22 protein-coding genes are annotated in these 23,941 nt (G+C 72.2%); 9 read left to right on the forward strand and 13 right to left on the reverse strand.

The window, feature by feature from the left end; genetic code table 11:
• Positions 1–24: 24 nt before the first annotated feature.
• A complete protein-coding gene (locus tag AB0J55_RS32680; protein WP_364257735.1) occupies positions 25–1,227 on the reverse strand; it encodes a sigma-70 family RNA polymerase sigma factor in 1,203 nt (400 codons plus the stop codon).
• 8 nt (positions 1,228–1,235) lie between these two features.
• On the reverse strand, positions 1,236–1,598 hold the full coding sequence (locus AB0J55_RS32685) for a YciI family protein (RefSeq protein WP_364257234.1): 363 nt from the start codon (positions 1,596–1,598) through the stop codon (positions 1,236–1,238).
• 199 nt (positions 1,599–1,797) lie between these two features.
• Here AB0J55_RS32685 and AB0J55_RS32690 point away from each other — a divergent pair, with 199 nt between their 5' ends.
• Positions 1,798–2,691, forward strand: coding sequence for a TIGR03619 family F420-dependent LLM class oxidoreductase (locus tag AB0J55_RS32690; RefSeq protein WP_364257237.1), 894 nt, complete (start codon positions 1,798–1,800; stop codon positions 2,689–2,691).
• Between the two features lie 139 nt (positions 2,692–2,830).
• On the opposite strand, the gene AB0J55_RS32695 is transcribed toward AB0J55_RS32690, so the two are convergent.
• Together AB0J55_RS32695 and AB0J55_RS32700 are read right to left on the reverse strand one after the other, a co-directional pair.
• Positions 2,831–3,280 (reverse strand): MarR family transcriptional regulator, encoded by a 450-nt coding sequence (locus AB0J55_RS32695; protein ID WP_364257240.1) that lies wholly within the window; start codon positions 3,278–3,280, stop codon positions 2,831–2,833.
• On the reverse strand, positions 3,277–4,671 hold the full coding sequence (locus AB0J55_RS32700; protein WP_364257243.1) for an MFS transporter: 1,395 nt from the start codon (positions 4,669–4,671) through the stop codon (positions 3,277–3,279). Before AB0J55_RS32700 ends, AB0J55_RS32695 begins: the two co-directional genes overlap by 4 nt.
• Before the next feature lie 175 nt (positions 4,672–4,846).
• Between AB0J55_RS32700 and AB0J55_RS32705 the strand changes: the two genes are divergently transcribed.
• From AB0J55_RS32705 to AB0J55_RS32715, 3 genes are all read left to right on the forward strand, one after another.
• A complete protein-coding gene (locus AB0J55_RS32705; RefSeq protein WP_364257737.1) occupies positions 4,847–5,500 on the forward strand; it encodes a lytic polysaccharide monooxygenase in 654 nt (217 codons plus the stop codon).
• A gap of 159 nt (positions 5,501–5,659) precedes the next feature.
• A complete protein-coding gene (locus AB0J55_RS32710) occupies positions 5,660–6,712 on the forward strand; it encodes a glucose 1-dehydrogenase (protein ID WP_364257246.1) in 1,053 nt (350 codons plus the stop codon).
• A gap of 5 nt (positions 6,713–6,717) precedes the next feature.
• Positions 6,718–8,526: a glycoside hydrolase family 15 protein gene (locus tag AB0J55_RS32715; RefSeq protein ID WP_364257249.1), complete on the forward strand. Its 1,809-nt coding sequence runs from the start codon at positions 6,718–6,720 to the stop codon at positions 8,524–8,526.
• A gap of 6 nt (positions 8,527–8,532) precedes the next feature.
• Here AB0J55_RS32715 and AB0J55_RS32720 read toward each other — a convergent pair whose 3' ends face one another.
• On the reverse strand, positions 8,533–9,081 hold the full coding sequence (locus tag AB0J55_RS32720; RefSeq protein ID WP_364257252.1) for a TetR family transcriptional regulator: 549 nt from the start codon (positions 9,079–9,081) through the stop codon (positions 8,533–8,535).
• Positions 9,082–9,196: 115 nt separating this feature from the next.
• Here AB0J55_RS32720 and AB0J55_RS32725 point away from each other — a divergent pair, with 115 nt between their 5' ends.
• The gene (locus AB0J55_RS32725; RefSeq protein ID WP_364257255.1) at positions 9,197–10,684 is read left to right on the forward strand and encodes an aldehyde dehydrogenase; all 1,488 of its coding nucleotides are present in this window, start codon (positions 9,197–9,199) and stop codon (positions 10,682–10,684) included.
• On the opposite strand, the gene AB0J55_RS32730 is transcribed toward AB0J55_RS32725, so the two are convergent.
• Positions 10,648–11,133 carry a carboxymuconolactone decarboxylase family protein gene (locus AB0J55_RS32730; protein ID WP_364257258.1) on the reverse strand — a complete coding sequence of 162 codons (486 nt, stop codon included), beginning with the start codon at positions 11,131–11,133 and terminating at the stop codon, positions 10,648–10,650. The two genes, AB0J55_RS32725 and AB0J55_RS32730, sit on opposite strands and share 37 nt — an antisense overlap.
• Positions 11,134–11,326: 193 nt before the next feature.
• Here AB0J55_RS32730 and AB0J55_RS32735 point away from each other — a divergent pair, with 193 nt between their 5' ends.
• A complete protein-coding gene (locus tag AB0J55_RS32735) occupies positions 11,327–11,824 on the forward strand; it encodes a hypothetical protein (RefSeq protein WP_364257261.1) in 498 nt (165 codons plus the stop codon).
• 22 nt (positions 11,825–11,846) lie between these two features.
• Positions 11,847–12,458 carry a GNAT family N-acetyltransferase gene (locus AB0J55_RS32740; protein ID WP_364257264.1) on the forward strand — a complete coding sequence of 204 codons (612 nt, stop codon included), beginning with the start codon at positions 11,847–11,849 and terminating at the stop codon, positions 12,456–12,458.
• A 107-nt stretch (positions 12,459–12,565) separates the two neighbouring features.
• Here AB0J55_RS32740 and AB0J55_RS32745 read toward each other — a convergent pair whose 3' ends face one another.
• Genes AB0J55_RS32745 through AB0J55_RS32755 form a run of 3 tightly spaced genes read right to left on the reverse strand, consistent with a single transcriptional unit; the run spans position 12,566 to position 17,553 of the window.
• Complete coding sequence (locus tag AB0J55_RS32745; RefSeq protein WP_364257267.1) at positions 12,566–15,307, reverse strand: bifunctional YncE family protein/alkaline phosphatase family protein; 2,742 nt, start codon at positions 15,305–15,307, stop codon at positions 12,566–12,568.
• Between the two features lie 3 nt (positions 15,308–15,310).
• On the reverse strand, positions 15,311–16,642 hold the full coding sequence (locus tag AB0J55_RS32750) for an ABC transporter permease (RefSeq protein ID WP_364257270.1): 1,332 nt from the start codon (positions 16,640–16,642) through the stop codon (positions 15,311–15,313).
• Positions 16,639–17,553 carry an ABC transporter ATP-binding protein gene (locus AB0J55_RS32755; RefSeq protein WP_364257273.1) on the reverse strand — a complete coding sequence of 305 codons (915 nt, stop codon included), beginning with the start codon at positions 17,551–17,553 and terminating at the stop codon, positions 16,639–16,641. Before AB0J55_RS32755 ends, AB0J55_RS32750 begins: the two co-directional genes overlap by 4 nt.
• 338 nt (positions 17,554–17,891) lie before the next feature.
• Between AB0J55_RS32755 and AB0J55_RS32760 the strand changes: the two genes are divergently transcribed.
• Positions 17,892–18,104, forward strand: coding sequence for a DUF5988 family protein (locus tag AB0J55_RS32760; RefSeq protein ID WP_364257276.1), 213 nt, complete (start codon positions 17,892–17,894; stop codon positions 18,102–18,104).
• Positions 18,105–18,174: 70 nt separating this feature from the next.
• Positions 18,175–18,849 carry a hypothetical protein gene (locus AB0J55_RS32765; RefSeq protein WP_364257279.1) on the forward strand — a complete coding sequence of 225 codons (675 nt, stop codon included), beginning with the start codon at positions 18,175–18,177 and terminating at the stop codon, positions 18,847–18,849.
• A gap of 41 nt (positions 18,850–18,890) precedes the next feature.
• On the opposite strand, the gene AB0J55_RS32770 is transcribed toward AB0J55_RS32765, so the two are convergent.
• The 4 genes from AB0J55_RS32770 to AB0J55_RS32785 form a co-directional block, all read right to left on the reverse strand.
• Positions 18,891–19,556, reverse strand: a complete 666-nt coding sequence (locus tag AB0J55_RS32770) for a polysaccharide deacetylase family protein (protein ID WP_364257282.1) — start codon at positions 19,554–19,556, stop codon at positions 18,891–18,893.
• Positions 19,557–19,558: 2 nt separating this feature from the next.
• Positions 19,559–20,224 (reverse strand): glycoside hydrolase family 11 protein, encoded by a 666-nt coding sequence (locus AB0J55_RS32775; RefSeq protein WP_364257285.1) that lies wholly within the window; start codon positions 20,222–20,224, stop codon positions 19,559–19,561.
• A 393-nt stretch (positions 20,225–20,617) separates the two neighbouring features.
• Positions 20,618–23,158: an ABC transporter permease gene (locus tag AB0J55_RS32780; protein ID WP_364257288.1), complete on the reverse strand. Its 2,541-nt coding sequence runs from the start codon at positions 23,156–23,158 to the stop codon at positions 20,618–20,620.
• Positions 23,152–23,892, reverse strand: a complete 741-nt coding sequence (locus AB0J55_RS32785; protein ID WP_364257290.1) for an ABC transporter ATP-binding protein — start codon at positions 23,890–23,892, stop codon at positions 23,152–23,154. Before AB0J55_RS32785 ends, AB0J55_RS32780 begins: the two co-directional genes overlap by 7 nt.
• Between the last annotated feature and the right edge of the window lie 49 nt (positions 23,893–23,941).

Consider the following 23,941-nt stretch of genomic DNA (forward strand, 5'->3'; position numbering starts at 1 on the left):
CGATTCCTGCCTCCGGCCGCCGGGTCAGTCCAGCGCGGCGGCCTTGCGCAGCAGGACCGAACGCTCGCGCTCGTTCCCGCACAGCCGGGCCGCCAGCTCCAGCTCCGCACGTGCCTCCCCCACCCGGCCGAGCCGGGACAGCAGCTCGCCGCGGACCGTCGGGACCAGGTGCGAGCCCGGCAGCCGGTCCAGGGCGATCAGCTCGTCCACGATCGGCAGGGCCTCCGCCGGGCCCGAGGCCATCGCCACCGCGACCGCGCGGTTGAGCTCGACCACCGGGGAGGGCGCCACCCGGCCCAAAGCCTCGTACAGCACCACGATCCGGTCCCAGTCCGTTTCCGCGACCGACGGCGCCGACGCGTGGACCGCCGCGATCGCCGCCTGGAGGCCGTAGGGGCCGAGACCGCGGGGTGACGCCTTGGCCAGTGCGGCCAGGCCACGGTGGATGGCCGACACGTCCCAGCGGCGCCGGTCCTGGTCCTCGAGGAGGACCGGGGAGCCGTCCGGGGCCGTCCGGGCCGGGAAGCGGGCCGCCGTCAGCTCGAACAGGGCCAGGAGCCCGTGGACCTCCGGCTCGTCCGGCTGCAGCGCCGCCAGCGTCCGGGCGAGGCGGATCGCCTCGTACGCCACGTCAGGACGCACCAGGTGCTCGCCTGCGGTGGCGGTCGCCCCCTCCGTGAAGATCACGTAGAGCACGCTCAGCACGCCGCCCAGGCGCTCGCGGCGCTCGGTGGCCGGGGGCAGCTCGAACGGGACCCCGGCCGCCGCGATGGTCTTCTTGCCGCGGGTGATGCGGGCCTGGACGGTCGGCACCGGCACCAGGAAGGCCCGGGCGATCTCCGCGCTCGACAGGCCCGCGACCACGCGCAGGGTCAGCGCCACCCGGGACTCCGGCGAGAGCACCGGGTGGCAGCTGATGAACATCAACGCCAGGACGTCGTCGTCGATCCGGTCGGGGTCGACCTCGTCGTCGGCCACTGCCTGGCCGGTCGCCAGCGTGGCGTAGCGGTCCCGGAGGGCGGCCCGGCGGCGGATCGCGTCGATCGCGCGCCGCCGGGCCGTGGCCATCAGCCAGCCGGCCGGATCGGCCGGTGCGGTGCGCGGCCACGCCACCAGCGCCTCGGCCACCGCCTCCTGGGCCGCGTCCTCGGCCAGCCCGAAGTCGCCGGTGAACCGGGTCAGCGCGGCGACGATCCGCGCCGACTCGATCCGCCAGACGGCCTCCACGTCGGCGGTCACTGCGGGACCTCGTCGCTGCCCGGCACCCGCCGGACCTCGACCTTGGCCCCGGGCGCCGCCGGGACGCGCCTGGCCCACTCGACCGCTTCCGCCTTCGAGGCGACGTCGACCAGGAAGAACCCGCCGAACAGCTCCTTGGTCTCCCCGTACGGGCCGTCGGTGACCACCGGCGTCTCGCCGCTGAAGTCGACCACGACCCCCTGCTGCGGGTCGTCCAGCCCTTCGGCCGCGACGTAGACGCCCGCCTTCAGCAGGTCTTCGATGAACTGGCGGCTCGTGGCCATCATTTCGTCGATGTTCGCCATCATGGCCGCGTTCGACTCGTCGGTGCCCCGCATGATCAGCATGTACTTGGACAACGTCTGCTCCTTCTCCGGTGGGCTGTTTGCGCCCCCTGGTCGAACGGGCGGCGCGCGGATCGACACGGCCCCGGAAAACTTTTTCGCCCGGAGCGAGCCTAGTGCGGGCGCCGGCGAGAACTGCTTGAACGAGCAACTAGATGCGAGTACTAGTGGCAGCAGGACCGACACGGTCCGTTCACTCTTCAGGGGAGAAGCAATGCCACTTGGGTTCAGCCTTCCGGTGTTCGGCAAGGCGGCGGCCGCACCGGGCGGGGTCGCGTACTACGCGCGCGAGGCGGAGCGGGCGGGCGCGGCCGGCCTCTGGGTCGGCGACCGGCTGCTGTCGCCGGTCGCCCCGGTCGTGCCCTACCCGGGCTACGAGACCATGCCCGAGGAGTTCCACACCGCGCAGGACCCCTTCACCGCGCTGGCCATCGCCGCCGCGGTGACCGAGACGGCGGTGCTCGGGTCCAGCACCATCAACGCGACCCAGTACCAGCCCGCGAACCTCGCGCGGCTGCTGACCAGCATCGACGTCGCCAGCAACGGCCGCCTGCTGCCCGGCTTCGGCATCGGCTGGTCCCCGGACGAGTACGACGCCGTCGGCGTGCCGATGGCCGAACGCGGCAAGCGCCTCGACGACCTCCTCGACCTGCTCGAGACCTGGTGGACCCACGACATCGTGTCGCACGAGGGGGTCGGGTACACGATCCCGGAGTCGCACGTCGACCTGAAGCCGGTGCGCAAGCCCCCGGTCCACCTGGCCGGCTTCGGCGGCAAGGCGCTGCAGCGGGTCGCCCGCCGGGCGGACGGCTGGCTGCCCGCCTGGTCGATCCCCGAAGCGTTCCCCGCCGAGGTGATCACCTCGACCCTGGCCCAGATCCGCGCCGAGGCCGAGCAGGCAGGACGTGATCCGCAGGCGCTCGGCGTGGCGCTGCGGGTGAACGCCGCGCCCGGCACGGACCTGGAGACCATCGCCGAGTCCGTGACCAAGATCGTCGAGCTGGTCGCTCCGGACCACACGTTCGTCGACCTGTCCTACCTGGCCGGCAGCGTGGAGGAGCTGCTCGACCAGACCGGCCGCCTGCTGGAGCTGACGGCCAAGGGCTGACGCGGTTTCCGGATCGCACGGTTGAGATCTCGCCTCCGTGGGCACGTCACCGGAGACGGGTCCTGGATGCGGGCTCGTCCGGGGTAGGCGGCGGCTCGCCGTGGTGATCACCCTGCCGTCGGGGCGGCAGGCGCGAAGGTCACCGCGGCCGGCCGCCGCCATCTTTTCCGGGCGGCCCGGCGTTCAGCGTGGCGAAGATCCGCGCCAACGCCGCCAGGTCCTCGGCCTCGAGCGCGGCCAGCGCCGGCGGGGGTTCGGTCAGGATGCGCCGGGCCGTCGCCGCGGCCTGCAGGCCTGCCTCGGTGAGGTGGACCAGCCGGCTGCGCTTGTCACCCGGGTTCGCCCGGCGCTCGGCCAGGCCGCGGCGTTCCAGGCGGTCGACCGCCACCGTCGCCGCCGAGGGGTCCACTTCCGCCGCCTGGGCGATCTCGCGCAGGGTCATCGGGGCCTCGGCGAGCTTGATCAGCAGTTCGGCCTTGCCCACGCCCAGGTCCAGCTCGAGGCGCAGGGCGCGCAGCCGGTCCTGGCCGGTGACGAAGGCCAGCAGCTCGGCCCAGACCTGCGCCGCCGGGGTCGGTTCGGGGTTCATCGGGCCACGTCCATCGGTTGCTCGCTCAGCCGGCCGCCACTGTAGCGGGCCCGGCGGCCGGTCGAGAGCAGGCCGAGCGGCACCGTGGCGGCGCCGCAGCCGGCGAGCACCGTCCACGCCGTCGCGGGGGCCGCGCCGCCCGCGAGCAGGGAACCGCACACCGCCACGCCGATCGCGCCGCCGGTCTGGCGGCAGGTCGACGCGATCGCGCCGGCGACTCCCGCCTGATCGCGGGGCAGCCCGGCCAGCGCCGCGGTCGTCATCGGCGTCCCGGCCAGGCCGAACCCGGCGCCGAACAGCAGGGAGGCGAGCACGAGGTAAGCGACGCCGGTCGCCGGGCCGGCGCCGGCGAGCAGGCCGGCGCCCGCCGTCAGCAGCAGCCCGGCCGCCACGAGCGGCAGCCGGGCACCACGGGCCGCCACCACGCGCCCGGACACCGTCGCGCACACCGCCCCGGCGGCGGCCATCGGGATGGTGAGCAGGCCCGCGTGCAGCGCGCTGTACCCGCGGACCTCCTGCAGGTAGAGCGTGTTGAGGAAGAGGAACCCGCCCACCGCCGTCAGGACCAGCACCGCGATGGCCGCCGCGCCCGAAAACGCCGGGCTGCCGAAGACCCGGACGTCCACCAGCGGCTCGGCGCGCCGCCGCTCGGTCAGCACCAGGCCGCACCCCGAGCCGGCGGCCAGGACGAACAGCCCGATGATCAGCGGCGAGGTCCAGCCGTGCCGGGGTCCTTCGATGACGGCGGCGGTCACCGGGCCGAGGAACGTGACGACGAGCAGCTGGCCGAGCGGGTCGAACCGCCGGCCGCGCGCGGCACGGGACTCCGGGACGAACCGCTGCGCCAGGCCGATGGCCAGGAGGCCGATCGGCACGTTGACCCAGAAGATCGACCGCCACCCGAGCCCGCTGACCAGCAGCCCGCCGAGCACCGGCCCGCAGGCCCCGCCCAGGCCCGCCACCGCGCCCCAGGTGCCGACCGCGCGGGCACGCTCCTTCGGGTCGGTGAAGGTGGTGGCGACGATCGACATCGCGACCGGGTTCAGCATCGCGCCGCCGACCGCCTGCAGCGCGCGGAAGGCGATCAGCGCCCCGAGTGAGGGCGCGAGGCCGCACAGCAGGGAGCCGAGCGAAAACAGCCCGAGCCCCGTCTGGAACACGCGGCGGCGGCCGAACCGGTCGGCCAGCGAGCCGGCGAACAGCAGCAGGCAGGCGATGACCAGGACGTAGGCGTCGACCACCCACTGCAGGCCGCTGACCGGCGCGTCCAGGGACTGCCGGATCGAGGGCAGCGCCACGTTGGCGATCGTCGTGTCCAGCCCCGCCACGACGACGCTCGAGCAGCACGTCGCCAGCACGATGGCCCGGCCCCGAGGGGACAGCGCGTCCATGAAGTAATTGTTGCACAACAACTACTACTGTCCGATGTGGGTGATTCGCTGCCGCGATGACCGATTTCTTGGTTGAACTCTGGCCGGGTCGCGTATACGCTGCCACCTACGCTGGGAGCGCTCCCACATGGATCACCAACGCTCGATCATCCGAGAATGGAGGCCCATCATGCGTATGCGCGGCATCCCCCGGTCCGGCACCGGACGGCGGAGCGTGATCGCAGTCGTCATCGCCCTGCTGACGTGCGTGTTCGTCGGCGTTCCGGCCGCTTCGGCGCACGGCACCATCGTCAGTCCCCGCACCCGCGCCTACCAGTGCTGGCAGGACTGGGGCAACCAGCACACGAATCCGGCCATGCAGCAGCAGGATCCGATGTGCTACCAGGCGTTCCAGGCCAACGCCGACACCATGTGGAACTGGATGAGCGCGCTGCGGGACGGGCTGAAGGGCAACTTCCAGGGCGCCACCCCGGACGGCCAGCTCTGCAGCAACGCCCTGTCGCGCAACAACTCCCTGAACACCCCGGGTCCGTGGCGGACCAGCAACATCGGCGCGAACTTCTCGATGCACCTGTACGACCAGGCCAGCCACGGCGCCGACTACTTCCGGGTCTACGTCAGCAAGAACGGGTTCGACCCCACCACCCAGCGCCTCGGCTGGGGCAACCTGGACTTCATCACCCAGACCGGCCGGTACGCCCCGGCCAAGGACATCACGTTCGACGTCAAGACCTCCGGCTACACGGGACACCACATCGTCTTCACGATCTGGCAGGCTTCGCACCAGGACCAGACGTACATGTGGTGCAGCGACGTGGTTTTCAGCTGACCATTCGCCCGATTCGGTGGTGCTGTTCCGGCGATCCGGAACAGCACCACCTTTTCGCCGGTTTTGTCCGCGGATGCGACGACATTCGCATGTTTTACGGCCCTGTCACGCGTGAAACCTGCTCCCGGAGGGCGAGCCTCCGCGTAAAGGGAGCGAACAATGCGCGCTTTGACCGTCGTGCCGGGACAACGGGATTCCCTGCGGGCCGACACGGTGCCCGACCCGCGGCCGGAGCCGGGCGAGCTGCTCGTGCGGGGGCTCGCGCTGGGCGTGTGCGGCACGGACAAGGAGATCGCCCGCGGCGAGTACGGCTGGGCGCCGCCCGGCCGGGACCGCCTGGTGCTCGGGCACGAATCCCTCGGTCAGGTCGTCGAACCGGCCGGGGACTTCGCCGAGGGCGACCTCGTCGTCGGCGTCGTCCGGCGGCCCGACCCGGTGCCGTGCGGCGCGTGCGCGGCCGGCGAGTTCGACATGTGCCGCAACGGCCGGTACACCGAGCGCGGCATCAAGGAGATCGACGGCTACGGCAGCGAGCTGTGGACCGTCGAGGCGGACTACGCCGTGCGCCTCGACCCGCGCCTGCGGGACGTCGGCATGCTGCTGGAACCCACCACGGTCGTCGCCAAGGCGTGGGAGCAGATCCAGCGCGTCGGCGAGCGCGCGTGGTTCGAGCCGAAGCGGGTGCTGGTCACCGGCGCGGGCCCGATCGGGCTGCTCGGCGCGCTGCTGGGCGTCCAGCGCGGCCTCGACGTCCACGTCCTCGACCGCGTCACCGACGGCCCCAAACCCCGGCTGGCCGCGGCGCTCGGCGCGACCTACCACCACGAACCGGCCGAGAAGGTCCTCGCCGATCTTCAGCCGGACATCGTCCTGGAGGCCACCGGCGTGGGCTCCCTGGTGTTCGACGCGATGGCCGGCACCGGCTCCTACGGGATCGTCTGCCTCACCGGTGTCTCCCCGGCCGGCCGGACCCTGACCGTCGACGCCGGGACCGTCAACCGCGAGCTCGTCCTGGAAAACGACGTCGTGGTCGGCTCGGTCAACGCCAACCTCCGCCACTACCGGGCCGCCGCCGACGCGCTCGGCCGCGCCGACCTCGGCTGGCTGTCCGGGCTCGTCACCCGGCGGGTCCCGTTGGAGCGGGCGGCGGACGCCTTCGAGGCGACCGGCGACGACGTCAAGGTCGTCCTCGACTTGGCCGGCGAGCACTGACCGCCATGGCGCCCCCGATCGAGGACTACGCCCTGCTGGGCGACCTGCACACGGCCGCGCTGCTGTCCCGCGACGGCGCGATCGACTGGCTGTGCCTGCCGCGCTTCGACTCCCCCGCCTGCTTCGCCGCCCTCCTGCACGACGAACAGGCCGGGACCTGGCGGCTCGCGCCCGCGTCCGGCGGGCCCGCCACCCGGCGCTCCTACCGCGGCGACTCGCTGATCATGTCGAGCGAGTGGGACACCCCGGACGGCACGGTCCGCGTCCTGGACTTCATGCCGCCGCGAGGCGAGGCCGCGGACGTCGTCCGGATCGTCGAAGGCGTGACCGGCCGGGTGCCGATGCGCATGCTGCTGCGGCTGCGGTTCGACTACGGCTCGGTCACCCCGTGGGTCCGGCGCGAGGACGACGAGCTCGTCGCGGTGGCCGGCCCGGACGCGATCCGCGTCCGCACGCCGGTTCCGCTGCACGGCGAGGACCTGGCCACCCACGCCGAATTCACCGTCGCCGCCGGGGACCGCGTCCCGTTCGTGCTCACCCACGGCGCGTCGTACCGGCCGCGGCCGAAGAGCGCCGACGCCGAAACCGCGCTGGCCGACACCGAGCGGTTCTGGGCGGACTGGATCGGCCGGTGCCGGTACACCGGGCAGTGGCAGCCCGAGGTGCGGCGCGCCCTGATCACCCTCAAAGCCCTCACCTACGCCCCGACCGGCGGGATCCTGGCCGCCGCGACGACGTCCCTGCCCGAGCAGCTCGGCGGGGAACGCAACTGGGACTACCGCTACTGCTGGCTGCGCGACGCGACCTTCACCCTGCAGGCCCTGATCGGCACCGGCTACCACGACGAAGCCCGCGCCTGGCGCGAATGGCTCGTCCGCGCCGCCGCCGGCGACCCCGCCGGGCTGCGGATCATGTACGGCCTCGACGGCACCCGGCGGCTACCCGAGTCCACTTTGGACTGGCTGTCCGGCTACGAAGGCTCGAAGCCGGTGCGGGTCGGCAACGCCGCGGCCGACCAGTTCCAGCTGGACGTCTGGGGCGAGGTCCTCGACGGCCTGCACCTCGTCCGCGAGGCCGGGCTGCCCACCTCCCACCCGGCGTGGGACCTGCAGCGCGCCCTGCTCGACTTCCTCGAGGGCCAGTGGGACCAACCGGACAACAGCCTGTGGGAGGTCCGCGGCCCGCGGCGGCACTTCGTCCACTCCAAGGTGATGGCCTGGGCCGGCGTCGACCGCGCGGTGCACACCGTGGCGGACCACGGCCTCGACGGCCCGGTCGAGCGCTGGCGCGCGCTGCGGGAGAAGATCCACCAGGACGTCTGCACGCACGGCTACGACGCCGAGCGCAACACCTTCACCCAGTTCTACGGCTCCCGCGGCCTGGACGCGGCCCTGCTGCTCATCCCCCGCGTCGGGTTCCTGCCCGCCGGCGACCCCCGCGTCCGCGGCACCGTCGACGCCGTCCGCGCGGAACTCGCCCACGACGGTTTCGTCCGGCGCTACGACGCCGGCGCCGACGGCGGTGTCGACGGGCTGCCGGGCGGTGAAGGCAGCTTCCTGGCGTGCAGCTTCTGGCTCGCGGACGCCCTGAACGCGACCGGCCGCACGGCCGAAGCCCGCGGGCTGTTCGAGCAGCTGCTGGGCCTGCGCAACGACGTCGGGCTGCTGTCCGAAGAGTACGACACCGGCGCGCGCCGGCAGGTCGGGAACACCCCGCAGGCGTTCAGCATGGTCGGGCTGGTCAACACGGCCCGGGCGCTGTCGGGGTCCGATACGGGCACGAACGCCCCGGGACGGCACCAGCGGGCCGACTGAGCTCCGCTAGCTCTCGGTCTTCCCGAACGCGCGCAGGAACGTGTCGACGATGACGTCGGCAGCCTGCGCGTCACCCAATCCCGGCAGGTCCTTGGTGGACAGGTGGACCAGCTGGCCCAGCACGTTGCCGGGCCAGCGGTCCGGCAGGCCCGGCCGGAGGAAGCCCTCGTCGGTGGCCCGCTGCAGGAAGCGGTCCACCTCCTCGATCGCCCGCAGGCGGCGGCCCCAGATCTCCGGGTCGGTGCGCATCCGGCTCACCTCGGTCGGCCAGGTGCGGTTGACCCCGACGATCCCCTCGACGTACCGGTGCAGGGCGACCGGCACCGGCGCCTCGCGGAGCCGGGCGGCCTCGATCGCCGCCTCGATCGCGGCCAGCCGGGCCTGGTACACCGCCGCCAGCAGCTCTTCCCGGCCCGCGAAGCGGCGGTAGACGGTCCGGCGGTCCACCCCGGCCTCCGCCGCGATCGCCGCGATGCTCGTGGCGGCGTCTTCGGCGAGCATGCGGGCGCCCGTCGTCAGGAGCAGTTCGAGGTTGCGTGCGGCGTCGGCTCTCACGTGCCCAACCTACGCCAACCGTCACAGCGATGTGGCATTACTTGTGCAACGTCTCACAACGGCGTCACTTCCACTCGTCAAATGCTACGTTGATGTGACACATAGGAGGTACGCCGTGATCACTCACTCCCAGCTCTTCATCGGCGGCACGTGGACCACCCCGAGCAGCACCGATCTGCTGGACATCCGTTCCCCGCACGACAATTCCGTCATCGGGCGCGCCGCGCAGGCGCTGCCCGCCGACGTCGACCGGGCCGTCGCGGCCGCCCGGCGCGCCTTCGACGAAGGGCCGTGGCCGCACACCCCGCCCGCGGACCGCATCGCGGTGCTCCGGCGGCTGGCCGGCCTGCGCGAGAAGCGCGCGGACGAAATCGCGGCGCTGATCACCGCGGAGAACGGGTCGGCGCTGTGGTTCACCAAGGCCGGCCAGCCCGGCCTGACCCGGCAGGCCAACGCGTTCCTGAAGGCAGCCGCGGAGTTCGACTGGGAGACGACGCTCGAACCGTCGGACCCGGCCGCACCTTTCCGGTCGGTCGTGCGCCGGGAGGCGATCGGCGTGGTCGCCGCCGTCATCCCGTGGAACTCGCCGTTCTCCTCGGCGCTCGCCAAGATCATCCCGGCGCTGCTGGCCGGCAACACCGTCGTCCTCAAGGTCTCGCCCGAGAACACGCTCAGCATGAACCTGCTCGCGGAACTGCTGGCGGAGACCGGCCTGCCCGAGGGCGTGATCAGCGTGCTGCCCGCCGACCGCGAGACCAGCGAGTACCTCGTCAAGCACCCGGACGTCGACAAGGTCGCCTTCACCGGGTCGACCCGCGCCGGGCGCCGCATCGCCGCGCTGGCCGGGGAACAGCTCAAGCGCGTCAGCCTCGAACTGGGCGGCAAGTCGGCCGCGATCATCCTGCCCGACGCCGACCTGGACGCGGCGATCCAGGGCGTGAAGTTCGGTTCCCTGCTCAACAACGGCGAATCGTGCATCGCGCAGACGCGCATCCTGGCGCCGCGCAGCCGATACGAAGAGGTCGTCGCCGGGCTGAAGGAGCTGATCGAGTCCCTGCCGGTCGGCGACCCCGCCGACAGCGAAACGTTCTTCGGCCCGATGGTCCGCCGGGACCAGCAGCAACGCGTCCTCGACTACGTCCGGCTCGGCGTCGAAGAAGGCGCGCGACTGGTCACCGGCGGCCCGGACGTCCCATCGGGGCTGGAAAGCGGCAACTACGTCACGCCGACGCTGTTCGCCGACGTGGACAACTCGATGCGCATCGCGCGGGAGGAGATCTTCGGCCCGGTCCTGGTCGTCATCGCCTACGACGACGAGGACGACGCGGTCCGCATCGCCAACGACTCCGAGTACGGCCTGTCCGGCGGCGTGTGGTCGGCGGACCCCGCGCACGCGCTGGCGATCGCCCGCCGGGTGCGGACGGGCACGGTCACCGTCAACGGCGCCCCGATCGGCTTCGACGGCCCGTTCGGCGGCTTCAAGGCCAGCGGCCTCGGCCGCGAGTACGGCGCCACCGGGATCGGCACCTACACCGAGTACCAGACGATCACCGTGCCCGCCGCGGCTCACCCGGCGGCAGCGGCGAACATCCCGGCTTCGTAGGAGCCGCCCTTCTGGTGCACGATCACGGCGAGCCGGTTGGCCGCGTTGATCAGGGCGACCAGCGCGACCAGGGCGGCCACCTGTTCGTCGTCGTAGTGCTCGCGCACCCGCGCCCAGGTCTCGTCGGACACGCCCTCGGCGGCGTCCGCCATCCGGGTGCCCTCCTCGGCAAGGGCAAGCGCGGCCCGTTCGGCCTCGTTGAAGACGGTCGCCTCCCGCCACGCGGCGACGAGCGCGAGCCGCACGGCGCTCTCCCCGGCCGCGGCGGCTTCCTTGGTGTGCATGTCGAGGCACCAGCCGCACCCGTTGATCTGGCTGGCCCGCAGGCTCACGAGCTCCTGCGTCGTCTTCGGCAGCGGCGACCGTTCGATCACCTGCCCGAGCCCGGCGAACCGCTTGGCCAGCCGGGCGCCGGTCTCGGTGGTGAACAGGTCGATGCGGGGTTCCATGGCTTCGTCCTCCTGGTCGTGGGGTGGAACGACCTCAAGACACCGGCGGGGCGAAGCCTGTGACACCGGATGTATCACCACCTCTCCTGGGCGGCTCAGATGCGGCGAAGGGCTACGAATCGAGGAAGGAACCCTCATGTCCGCAACGAATTCCCGAGGTAGAGGCCTGCGCCGCCTCGCCCTGGCCACCGTCATGGCCGCTTCGCTCACCGCCGTCACCACCGGGGTCGCGCATGCCTCCCTGTGGCAGGTGCAGGACGGGTTCGAGGTCAACCCGCAGTCCTCGTGGCTGGTCGCGACCGGGGGTTCCGCCTCCGCCGGGTTCGACGTCGGGGCCGGGACCGCTCGGTCCGGGCGGAACAACGGCTGGCTGTTCGCCTCCAACGGCTGGGCCTTCGAGGGCTACTGGGTCGTCACGAGCTCAGTCCCGAGCGGTGCCCAGTGCGCCTCGCAGTTCTACATGCAGACCGCCGGCGGGGCGCAGGTCGGGATCGAGATCTGGGACGCCAACGGGCACCTGCTCGCCAGCACCTACCCGTGGCTCAACGGCAGCGGCGCCTACCAGGTGGTCAACACCGCCCGGTGGAACCTCAACGGCGTCAACCCGGTGTTCGTCAAGGCGATCGTCGGGGCGAACGGTTCGTCCCGGTTCATCAGGATCGACGACATGACCACGCAGTGCTACTGGTGATCGGGCTGTACCATCACCGTCGATGAGCTGGGCGGGGTGGAAGGTGCGGTTGCGGGAGGTCCGCCCGGCGGACCACCGCGCCCTGATCGGGTTCGACCGCGACTCCGACGCGCGGGCCGGGGGTTACCGCCACTGGGCGACGCACCGGGTGGCCGGCGACTCCGGCGACGACTTCCACTTCGCCATCGAGACGCTGCACAACCGGACGCTGGTCGGGTCGATCTGGGTCCAGGCCGACCCGGCCGCCGGCCGGTTCAGCTACGGCATCGGGATCGGGCCGCAGTACCGCCGCTGCGGGTACGCCGCCGACGCGCTGACGATCCTGCTCGGGGTGATGTTCGAGCTGCGCCGCTACCGCAAGTGCGAGGTCAGCATCAACGGCGCCAACTTCGCCTCGCTCGCGCTGCACGGCGAACTCGGCTTCCGCGAAGAGGGCCGGCCGCGGGACACCGAACTGCGCCTCGGCGAGATCCGCTACCCCGTGCTGATGGGCCTGACCGCGGCCCGGTTCGCCGAGCACCGCCCGGTGGTCGACGCCGCCCGCGGGCCGGTGCGGCCCTCGCGGGGACGGCACTGGCGCACGCCACGCCGGGGACGCCACTGGCGGGCCGAACACCTGCGCCCGGCCCGGTAGAACATCGGGAAGCCCCCACAGGAGCCTCCCGGCACGGCCCAGTCGCCGAACACCTGGCCCGCTGAAGCACCGGGAGGCCCCGCGAGGGGAGCCTCCCGGTATCCGCCTCAGCCGTCCGATTCCGCGGACGGGATGAAAGCCCCCGGCACCTGATCCGGGGCGTACACCTGGTTCTCCCCCGGGTAGGGCAGCTGCCAGCCGTGCGTCTGGTACCACGTGAAGTGGTTCATCTGCGCCGGGTTGGCGTAGTCCGCGACGGCGTCCGGGCCGGTCAGGCGCTGGTGCGTCGTCCACTCCCGCCATTGCGCCGCCACGGGCTGCTTGTCCGCGGGCACCGCCGACGACGGCACCGGCGCCGCGGCCGGGTTCGCCGCCGCGGGGATGTCCGGGCCGCAGGACGGCTGGGTCGCCAGGCCCGTCGTCAGCGACGTCCGGTTCGGCAGCGCCGTGAACGGCGTGTAGTCCGGCTTCTGCTGGAAAGCCGCGCTCATCGGCGTCGCCGCGCTGTCCTTCTGGTTCATCGGGTGGACGCCGAGGATCTGCTCGATCGTGCGGATCATCGTGATCTGCGAGTAGTAGTGGCTGTCGACGACGCCGTGCCGGGCGTACGGGCTGATGATCTGCACCGGCGCGCGGTGGCCGTCGACGTGGTCCAGGCCGGCCTGCGAGTCGTCCTCGACGACGAAGATCGCCGAGTCCTTCCAGTACGGGCTGTGCGAGATCTCGTCGACGATCCGGCCGACCGCGAGGTCGTTGTCGGCGACCTGGGCGGCCGCGTTCGGCGGGCCGCCGGTGTGGTCGCTCGACAGCCAGAACATGTTCAGGTTCGCCGGCCCGTGCTTCTCGAAGTCGTCCTTCCAGATCTGGTAGCGGTAGACGTCCGGCACCGCGGTGTCGAACTTCGGGAAGCCCGGCACCGAGACGTCGTTCAGCGACGGGATCGGCGACGACGACACCAGCGGGTAGGCCGTCGGTTCCCCGGTGTTCGCCATGTTCTTGGCGTCGCAGTAGAGGTTCTGCCAGCTCGCCCCGGCGGGCTTGGTCAGGAACTGCTGGAACTCGCCGAAGTCGCGGACCGACTTCCCGGCCGCCTGCGCACCGGTCCAGAGGAACCCGCTGCTCTGGTGGCCGAGGGCGTCGTCTTCGGTGTCGTAGCTGCGCAGGTACTCGCCCGCCGAAGACTCGGTGTACTCGGGGTTGTCGGCCTGCATCAGCCAGTTGTGGCCCTCGGCGGAGTTCGTGCCGATGTCGTAGGTGTTGTCGTACAACCCGAACTGGCGCTCGAGCGCGTGCTGGTTCGGCGTCACGTTCTCGCCGAACTGCGTCACCGCCGGGTCGCCGTTGCCGCGCGGCTCGTCGCCGAAGACCTGGTCGTAGGTCCGGTTCTCCTTGACCAGCAGGAAGATGTGCTTGATCGTCGACGGGTCGCCGAGCCGCGCCGGGACCGGCACGGGGTTGCGGTGGCCGTTGTCGTGGGCCACCTGCACCGAGCCGGGCGTCCAGCCGTTCTGCCGGAACACCTTGGCCGTGTACCCGCGGATCGCCGGGTCGTCCGGCAGCCGGAACTTCTGCAGGCTCGACGTCGTGTCGTGCGTGCCGTGCCCGGCCGCGGTGGTCGGGCGGCGGGCGTCGATCCCGCGGGTGTTGGAGACCAGGATGTCCGGGCCCACCGTGGCGATCGCCGTCGGGAAGTAGTCCGTCGGCAGCAGGCCGACGTAGCTCACCGGCTCCTGCGCCCGGTGGTAGCGGTAGACGGCGACCGCGTTGGCGCGGCCGAGCGTCACCAGCAGGTGGCCGTCGGCGGTGAGGGTGACGCCGTCCGGCTCGTAGCCGACGCTCGCCTCCGGCCACGGCTGCGTCGCGATGGTCTGGACGACCTGGTCGCGGGAGGTGTCGATGACCGAGACGGTGTTGCTCGCGGTGTTGGTGACGAACAGCGCGCCGCCCTTGGCGTACACCGCGGTCGGGTGCAGGCCGACGTCGATGCTCGCCGGCGCGGCGGCCGGCTTCGCCAGGTCGATGACGCTGACCGTGCCGCTGGTGGTGGCGCCGGTGAACCGGCTGGCCGGCACCTGGGTGTTGTAGGAGTTCAGCGTCGGCTCGCCGGGGCGCGCCGGGCGGCCGCCTTCGTTGCCGACGTACAGCTTGCTGCCGACGAGGACCAGGTCGCGCGGGGCGTTGCCGACGGCCCAGCTCTGCTTGATCGCGCCGGTCGCCGCGTCGAGGGCGACGACCCGGTTCTGGCCGTTCACGGCGGAGTACACAGTGGACCCGTCGGGCGAGAAAACCGCCTGCGCCACCAGCGCGTGCTTCGCGCCGTCCGCCGGGATCTTGACGGACACCGGCGTGGCCACCGTGCCGTCCGGGTTCACCGTGAACCTGGTGTAGCCGTCGGTCTGGGCCAGCCACAGCGACTTGCCGTCCGGGGCGTAGGACGGGCCTTCCTGGCCGACGTCGTTGCCCGCGATGCGCAGGTTCGCCGTCGCCGAGTTGCCGACGAGCTGCTGGACCTTCCAGCTCTTCAGGTCGACGACGGTGAGCGCGATCCCGCCGTCGGTGGTCAGCGCGGCGAGGTGGCTGCCGTCGGGGCTGACCGAGGACGCCATGATCTTGCCGTTGTTCACGACCAGCCGGTCGCCGATCGGGTCGAGGTACTGGTCGGCGGCGACGACCTGGCCCTGGTCGGTGACCTGGCCGACCTGGTCCGCGCCGAACTGCCGGGTCGACGCGACGCCGACCCCGGTGCCGGTGGCGACGAGCACGAGCGTCACGGACCCGGCCGTGGCCAAGCGGAGCCGGCGGCCGGGCACGCCCTTCCCGGTATGCCGTCTGCGGCGGGTGACCTGCATCGGTTATCCCTTCGTGGTGGGGAGCAGCTCGACGTTCGCGTCGAACTGCCAGAGCGGGTTGGGCTGGTCCCCGTCCGGGGTGCGCACCTGGAAGTAGCCGTTCACTTCCTTCGGCCCGTCGCCGTCGGCGACGTACCGCCCGTCCGAGGTGACGTCCAGCTGGTAGACGGCCGATCCGGTGGCGGCGACGCCGGGCAGGTGCCAGGTGACGACGCACCGCCAGTCGTTGCCCGGCCCTTCGGCCTCGACGAGGCCGTCGCCCTTGGTGCACGCGGCGGTGGCCGCCAGCTGTGCTTCGGTGACGTCGGGGCGGTGCAGCTGTGCGGCCTGCAGGCGGTAGAGGTGGGCGAACGCCGTGGCGACCGACTGCTGCAGGTTGTCCTGGCCGATCCCGGAGCCCAGCGCGGGTGTCGCCGCGGCGAGGATCCCGGCGGTGACGGCGAAGAGCGCGGCCAGGGGCAGGACGGCGAGCGTCCGGCGCCGGGAGCCGTCGTGGGCGGCGTTGGTGAAGTCGCGGCGCACGAACAGCAGGTACGCCAACGCGGTCGCGGCGACGGCCCACGCGAGGCCGACACCGACGCCGATCACCAGCGGGCCGAGCTGGGCGGGGTCGGTGAACAGGCCGTTCCACGCCACGAAGGCGTAGCTGGGCAGCGCGAGCCGGACGGCGACGGGCAGCGGCAGCAGCTGGGCGAGCGCCATCGCGAGGGCGACGACGGCGGGTAGCAGCAGCCCCATCGGCGACCGTCCCCAAAGGACGGACCCGAGCAGCCCGATCCCGGCGAGGGCGAGCGTCGGGGCGAGCACGCTCACCCAGGCGAGCAGGACCTTCACGGCGGCGTCGCCGGGGGCGAGGAGGTGGCCGTCGAAGCCGACGAGGGCCCGGTTCCCGACGGCGAGCAGGCCGCCGGCGGTGCTGGAGACGGCCATCCCGGCGACGAGCAGCAGGATGACGGTGAGGCTGGCCAGCGCTTTCGCGGCGAAGATCCGCCGCGCGGACCGGACGGCGACGAGCAGGTGCCGCCAGGTCCCGAGCCGGTCTTCGGCGGCGAAGACGTCCCCGGCGACGACGGAGGTGAGCAGCGGAAGGGCATAGGTGCCGGCGAAGCCGAGCATGACGAGCGGACCGGCCCACCCGGTGGCGTTCATCCACCGGCCGAAGAGGGTGTCGACGGGCAGGGAACTCTGCTGGCTCACGGCGGCGACGAAGACGGCCGGGGCGAGCCAGCAGGCGAGGACCAGCAGGCGGATGCGCCAGGTGGCGAAGAGCTTGACCAGCTCGAACCGGTAGGCGCGGGTGGCAGGAACCGGACGGACGGGCGTTTCGACGGTCATCGGGTGCTCCCCTGTCCGGTCAGGGCGAGGAACGCGGCCTCCAGCGGGGACACGACCGGCGCGAGCTCCCGCACCGCCACGCCGTCCTGCACCAACCGCCGGACCAGCTCGTCCAGCGCCGGGATCCGGGCGCGGACCACCAGGACCTCCGGCTCGCCCCGGGCCGTCTTCTCCGCCGCGATTCCCCGCGTTCCCGCGATCACGCGCCGCGCCGCCTCGGGGTCGGAGGTCCGCAAGCGGTAGGCGAGCTCGCTGTTCTCCGCCGTCAGCTTGGCCAGCGGCCCGGTGAACACCACGCGGCCGGCCGCCAGGATCGTCACCTCCGCGCACAGCGCCTCGAGGTCGTCCATCCGGTGGCTGGACAGCACCACCGTGGTGCCCGCCGCCGCCAGGCGGTCGAGGACGCCGTGGACGTGCTTCTTGCCCGCCGGGTCGAGGCCGTTGGCCGGCTCGTCGAGCACCAGCAGCCGCGGCGCGGTGAGCAGGGCCGCCGCCAGGCCGAGCCGCTGGCGCATGCCCAGCGAAAACCCGCGCACCCGGTCGTCGGCGACGTCGGTGAGCCCGACCTGGTCGAGGACGTCACCCGGGTCCGCGGCGTGCCCGCCGAGCCGCGCCAGGGCGGCGAGGTTCTGCCGGGCGGTCAGGGCCGGGTAGAGGCCGGGCCCGTCCACGAACCCGGCGACGCCGGCGGGCGCCCGGCCGACCGGCGTGCCGAAGACCTCCAGCTCGCCTTCGTCGGCGACGGCCAGGCTCAGCAGCAGGCCGAGCAACGTCGTCTTGCCCGCGCCGTTCGGGCCGACCAGGCCGTGGATGTGGCCCGGCGCCACGTCGAAGTCGACGCCGTCCAGCGCGACGACGTCACCGAAGCTTTTGGTGATCCCGCGCGCTCTCACTGCCAGGGGTGCGTCCATGGGTGCCTTCCGTTCCGCCTTGCGCGAAAGAAACTTAGGCACCGCAAATGACGGGGGCACGCGCGGCAAGTGAACGCTCCGGGAACGGCAGCCGACCGGCCATCACCGCGCCGGTGAAATGTCCGAGTTAACCGGCCGCTTGCCTTGGCCGGCCGGGCAACCCCTGTCCCACCAGCCGGAAAACCCTTACCGGAATTGCCGTCAACCCCTATTGTCCGCCATTTCGACATAGGAGCCGGTCATCTTGACACGGCATTCCGCGGTCAGGCATCGTCGAGAGACGAAGGCCACATTTCCGGTTCTTCTTCCCGCGTGAACGAATCCACGGAGAACGAATCATGGCGAAGATCAGGGTGACGCTTTCCGGTGGTCCGGCCGAACTGGCCGAGCGGCACCGCGAATGGACGGTCGGCAGCATCGGCGAGGTCGCGAAGGTCAGCTTCGGCGCCGGCTACGAACACTTCTCCCACGACGGCGAGTTCACGACCACCAGCAGCGGCGACCAGCTCCCGGTGTTCGCGTGGTGCGGCCGCACGCGCGTCGCCGAATGATCGCGGGATCCCCACGAAACCTCCACAGGAAAACCGGCCGTCCGGCGATCACGCCGAGGACAATGGCGGAGTGCTGACTGCGGAGCAGGTGAAGACCCATTGGTGGCGCGCGGCTCTCGCGGTGGCGGCCGTCATCGTTGTCGCGTTCTCGCGGGACGACCCGTTCGCCGCGCTGTTCGCGCTGGTCCCGATCCTCGTGTGGTGCGGAGCGGCGCGGTCCGGCCGCGCCGGCGTGGTGACCGGCCTGGTCCTGCTGGCGTTGCTGGCGTGGTTCGTGCTGCCGCGGGAACTGGGCCTGGCCGGGCCGTGGGTGCCGGCGGCGATCGAGGTCTACTGGCTGCACACCACGCTGGCGGCGGTGGTCTGCGCGATCGGCAGCCGCAAGCCCGGTCCGTGGCTGCTGCTGGTGTTCGGCGGGTTCGTCGTCACCGGCGGCGTGCTGGTCGCCGGGTGGCAGGAAGCACCCGGCGACGAAGGCGTCCTGCCCGGCCCCGCGCCGCTGCGGATCACCGAGGACATCGACTGCGGGTCCGGCGGCTGCTGGCGCGTCGCGGAATCGACCGGCGACCGGGTCGCCGAGGTGTGGCGGGACCACCTGACGGCCCGCAACTTCACCCCGTCGCCGGCGCTCGACGGGGTGTCGCGCTTCTGCCGGACCACCGGGCTGGTGGTGAACCACACGACGTGCGTGAAAGTCCGGTCACTCACGCCGGACTCGGCCCGCGTGGAGTGGTACGTCGAGTAGGAGGTGGCGCGGCGGGGTGCAACCACCGCGCCACCGGCCCCTCAGCCCGGCGCGACCGCCCGGCCGGTCTGCGGGGAGATCATCCCCGCGCACAGCCCGCGGTTGCGCAGGTTCTGGGCGATCTGCGGGATGGCCGACAGCGTGTTGGCCGGCCATTCGTGCATCAGGATGATCTGGCCGTTCTGGAGCCGGCCGTTGGCCGCGACGATCGCGCTGACGCTCGCGTTGTTCCAGTCCCCCGAATCGACGTCCCAGATGATCTGCCGCAGGCCGTACTTGGCCTCGACCGACTGGACCGTCGCGTTGGTTTCCCCGTAGGGCGGCCGGAACAGCCGGGGCGTGCCGCCGCCCGCCGCCGCGATCGCCTGCTGGGTCCGGGAGATCTCGGAGTCCACCTGGGCCTGGCTCTGCTGGGTGAGGTGCGGGTGCGTGTAGCTGTGGTTGCCCACCCACATGCCCGCGCTCACCTCCGCGCGGACCTGGGCCGGGTACGCGGCCGCGTACTGGCCCTCGTTGAACATCGTGGCCCGCAACCCGTTCTGCTGCAGCGCGTTCAGGATGGCCGGGGTGTGGGCGTTCGACGGCCCGTCGTCGAAGGTCAGGCCGACGTAACCGCCGCACGCCGCGGCCTGCGCCGGTGCGCCGACGGCCACCGTGCTCGCCACGGCGATGGCCGCCGTGGCCAGGAAAGTGCTCAACCGGCGCATGATCAGCCCACCGAGATGTTCGAGTTGCCGCTGCTCTGGTAACCCTCGGTGGCGAGGATCATGTAGTAGTTGAAGCTGCCGAGCGGCATCCCGGCGCGGGCCCACGCGTCGAAGTGGTTCCCGGTGGTGATGCTGCCCCCGGTCCGCCGCTGCTGCCGGACGCTCCAGTACTGGTTGAACGTCTTGTTGCCTTCGACGGACGGCGCGTTGTAGCGGGTCGTCTGGTAGATGTCGTAGGTGCCGCCGTCGCTGGTCACGGTGCCCTTGTAGGTCCCCGTCGGCCGCCAGCTGCCCCAGTTGTCGACGATGTAGTACTCGACGAGCGGGTTGGACGTCCAGCCGTAGAGCGACAGGTAGCTGTTGCCGGAGGGGTTGAAGCTGCCGGAGTAGTTCACGGTCCGCCGGCTGCCGTTGCCCCAGCCCTTGCCGGCGACGAAGTTGTTGACGTTGCTCCAGTTGGTCCGGTAGTTCCCCCCGGAGCCGAGCGTCATGGAGACCGAGCCGCCCCCGGCGCTCCAGAACGAGTAGTAGTACCCGTTGTTGTAGCCCGTCTGGTTGCTCGTGACGACCGTGTCGGCCCAGGCGGTACCGGGCAGCAAGGCGGCGATCAGCGCAAGGACGGCGCCGCCGGCGAAGACCCTGCTGCGGCCGCGTTTCTTGGTGAGCATGCTTCCTCCTCGTCGAGGCTGGCAGGCGAGCCAGGATGGCAAAAGCATGCGAGCGGTCCCGCTGGTCGGGCAATAACTTTCGGAAAGTTTCGATACCCCGGAAAGCGCTACCGTCGGCACCGCACAGTTTCCCGCGCCACCGGGGGCTCTCATGAACGCGTGGCAACGGCGACCGCACCCGCGACCGCGGCAACGGCCCTGCCCGTCCCCCCACACAACCTGCTGCCCCACAACGGGAAGCGGACAACGGCAAGGAACCACAACACCACCCAGTCCCCCGCAACCCCGATACGAAGCCAGAACACGGCCGGCGGCATCTTGTCAAGGCACGCTTTCCCGCCTTGACAAGATGCCGCCGGCCGTAGTCACAATCAGGCTTCGGGGTGGCGAACCCTATTCCCGAACCCCAATGGCATCGATCGGCCGAGCCCGCAAGGCCACCGACGTGGCCACCCCGATAGCCACCATCCCGAGCACCACCGCACCACCGATGATTCCCAAGTAGACAGACACGCCCCCGGCCGGCACCGGGTTCCCCCGCAGCGCAAGATTCAGCACGGCCAACGGAATCAAAGCCACCAGCGTCCCCAGCACGACCGCGATCCCCACCGTGGCGAGAGCCTCCAACCGCATCATCCGCGTCACCTGACGGCGAGTCGTCCCCACCAGCCGCAGCAGCGCGAACTCCCGGCCGCGCTGCGCGGTCGTCAAAACCAGCGTGTTGGCCACCGAAATGGCGAGGTACCCGACAATGACCCCAGCAGCAACCAGGTTGAGGTAGAACTGAGCCTGCCGTTCCCCACCCTCCGGAGCAGTCAGAACCGACGCCGGAGCAACCACAACCCCCGGATACGGCAGGGCACTCAACCCCGCAGCCACCGCACCGGCATCAGCCCCGGGCTGCCGCCGGACCAGCACCGAGTCGTCCAGCCGCCCACCGATGTGCTCACGGGCCAGCGCAACCGGCAACACGAAATCACCGAACGCCAGATCATGCGCGTACGTAGCCACCACCCGCAGTTTCGCCGGCACCCCGTCACCGAAGTAGAACGAGACCTCGTCACCGACCTTCTTGTCCAGCCAGTCGGCTTCCGACCGGCTGAGCGCCACGGTGTCCCCGCTGAGATCGGTGAGCCGCCCGGCATCGACGCCCAGCTCGAGAGCGGCCCCCGCCCGGTCCCCCGCGATTCCCTGCGCGGGAGTCCGCTGAACCTCCACGCTGTCACCCACCGTCGTCGCCGTGACGACGGACGTGCGCACCACCGGCGTCGCCGCCGCGACCCCCGGCACCCGCCCGGCCGCCTCGGCCACCTCCGGCGAGACCCCGCCCGGTGCGGTGAGCACGTAGTCGGCGGTCGTCGACTGGGCCGTTTCCCGTTGAGCCGCCGCGGTGGTGGCCGTGGGCCCGTAGAAGGTGGCGAGCGCGAACGCGACCGCCAGCATCAACGGCGTCACCGCCGCCGCGACGCGCCGGGCGTTGGCGTGGGCGTTCGCCCCGGCGAGGTACCCGCTGATCCGCCAGACCCGCGCCAGCACGGGCACCAGGAACCGCACCACCAGCCCGGTGACCTGCGGGCCCACCACGGCCAGCCCGATGACGACCACCAGCGTCGACATCGTCGAGATCGCCGCGGCGATGTCGCCGTGCAGGAACAGCGGGACGAGCGCACCGCCGAACCCGGCCAGCACCAGGCCCCAGCCGGTGAGCAGGCGGCCCCGGCCGAGCTCACGCCGTTCCACCGCGGCCTCGCCCAGCGCCTCGACGGGCCGGATCGACGACGGCCGCCGCGACGCCGCCCAGGCGGCCAGCCGGGCCGCGCCCAGCCCGAGCAGCACCGCGGCCAGCAGCGGGAGCGGGCTGATCGCCAGCCCGAAGTCGGCCGGGATCACGCCGATCGCGGCGAAGGCGTCCCGCAGGCCGGACGCGACCGCCAGGCCCAGCCCGCTGCCCAGCACCCCGGCGACGAGCGCGACCAGCGTCGTCTCGGTGCCGATGAGCTTGCGGATCTGCTTCGGCGTGGCCGCGACCGCCCGCAGCAGGGCGAATTCCCGGCGGCGCTGGTTGATGGTCAGCGCCAGCGTGCTCGCCACCACGAACACCGCGACGAGCAGCGCGAAGCCGCCGAACGAGCCGGCGATCGCCAGCAGCAGCACCCGCGTCTGGCTGACGTCGAGGAACTCGATGCTGCTGCGCTCGACCCCGGTGGTCACCTCGGCGCCGCCGGTGACGGCACGCACCCGGCCGGCGAGGGTCTCCGGCGCGACGCCGGGGTCGGCGAGGACGCCGATCGCGTGCACCTGCCCGGCCCGTCCGGCCAGCTCGGCGGCCCGCTCCGGCGTGAAGAACAGCGCCGACTGGCGGGACAGGCCGTCGACGACCCCGCTCACCTTGAACGTCACCGGCACCGAGCGGGTCATGATCCGCACCTGCCCGCCGATGCCGACGTCGGCCCGGCGCGCCAGGTCGGCGTCCAGCACGACCTCGTCGGCGGCCGCGGGCGCGTCGCCGCCGCGCAGGGTGAACGGCGCCAGCACCGCCGCGTCCCAGTTGTGGCCCAGCGACTCCCGGCCGCCGAGCACCTGCCCGTCGCGGGTGACGACCTGGGCCGGGAAGCTCTGTTCCGCGACCGCGGCGCGGACGCCGGGCACCGCGGCGATCCGGCCGGCCAGCGCCGCCGGGACCGACGGCTGCTCGCCGACCTGCTCGGACGACAGGGCGTCGGCGCCCGGCGGGCGCACCGACTGCGTGCCGCCAACGACGACGGCCGCGGCGGCGTACCGCTGGGTGGGGACACCAGCGCGCAGGCCGGACTCCATCAGGATGCCGCACGCCGCCACCAGGGCGGTGCCGCACAGGACGGCGAGGAAGGCACCGGCGAACCCGCCGAGCCGGCTCCGGATCGTCTGCCAGGCGAGAGTCAGCACGGTCACCACTCCCCGAGGTGCGTCATCCGCTCCGCCACCCGCTCGGGGGTGGGGTGCGAGAGGTGGCCGGCCAGCTTGCCGTCGGCCAGGAAGAGCACGCCGTGCGCGGCGGAGGCGGCGACCGGGTCGTGGGTGACCATCAGGACGGTCTGCCCCATGCCCTCGACGACCGCGCGGAGCAGGTCCAGCACCTGCCGCCCGGTGCGCGTGTCGAGGGCGCCGGTCGGCTCGTCGGCCAGCACCACCTCGGGCCGGGTGACGAGCGCCCGCGCGATCGCGACGCGCTGCTGCTGCCCGCCGGACAGCTCCGCCGGGCGGTGCTCCAGCCGGTTCGCGATCCCCACGCCGTCGACGACCTGCCGCAGCCACTGCGGGTCCGGCTTGGTGCCGGCGAGCCGCGTCGGCAGCGTGATGTTCTGCAGCACGTTCAGCGACGGCAGCAGGTTGTAGGCCTGGAAGACGAACCCGATCCGGGTGCGCCGCAGCTCGGTCAGCTCGCGTTCCTTCAGCCGGCCGATCTCGGTGCCGCCCAGCAGCACCCGCCCCGACGTCGGCCGGTCGAGGCCGGCCGCGCAGTGCAGGAAGGTGCTCTTGCCCGAGCCGGACGGGCCCATCACGGCGGTGAACGTCCCCCGCGCCACCCCCGCCGACACGCCGTCCAGCGCGGTGACGGCACCGTCGCCGGAGCCGTACACCTTCCGCACCCCGGTCAGCTCCAGCGCGTACGCGCTCGCTGTGGTCATCTCTGTGTCCCCTTAAGACTGTCTCCTGCGTCTGAAGGAAAACTAGGTC

The sequence above is a fragment of the Amycolatopsis sp. NPDC049688 genome, from assembly GCF_040674975.1.
Classification (GTDB): Bacteria; Actinomycetota; Actinomycetes; order Mycobacteriales; family Pseudonocardiaceae; genus Amycolatopsis.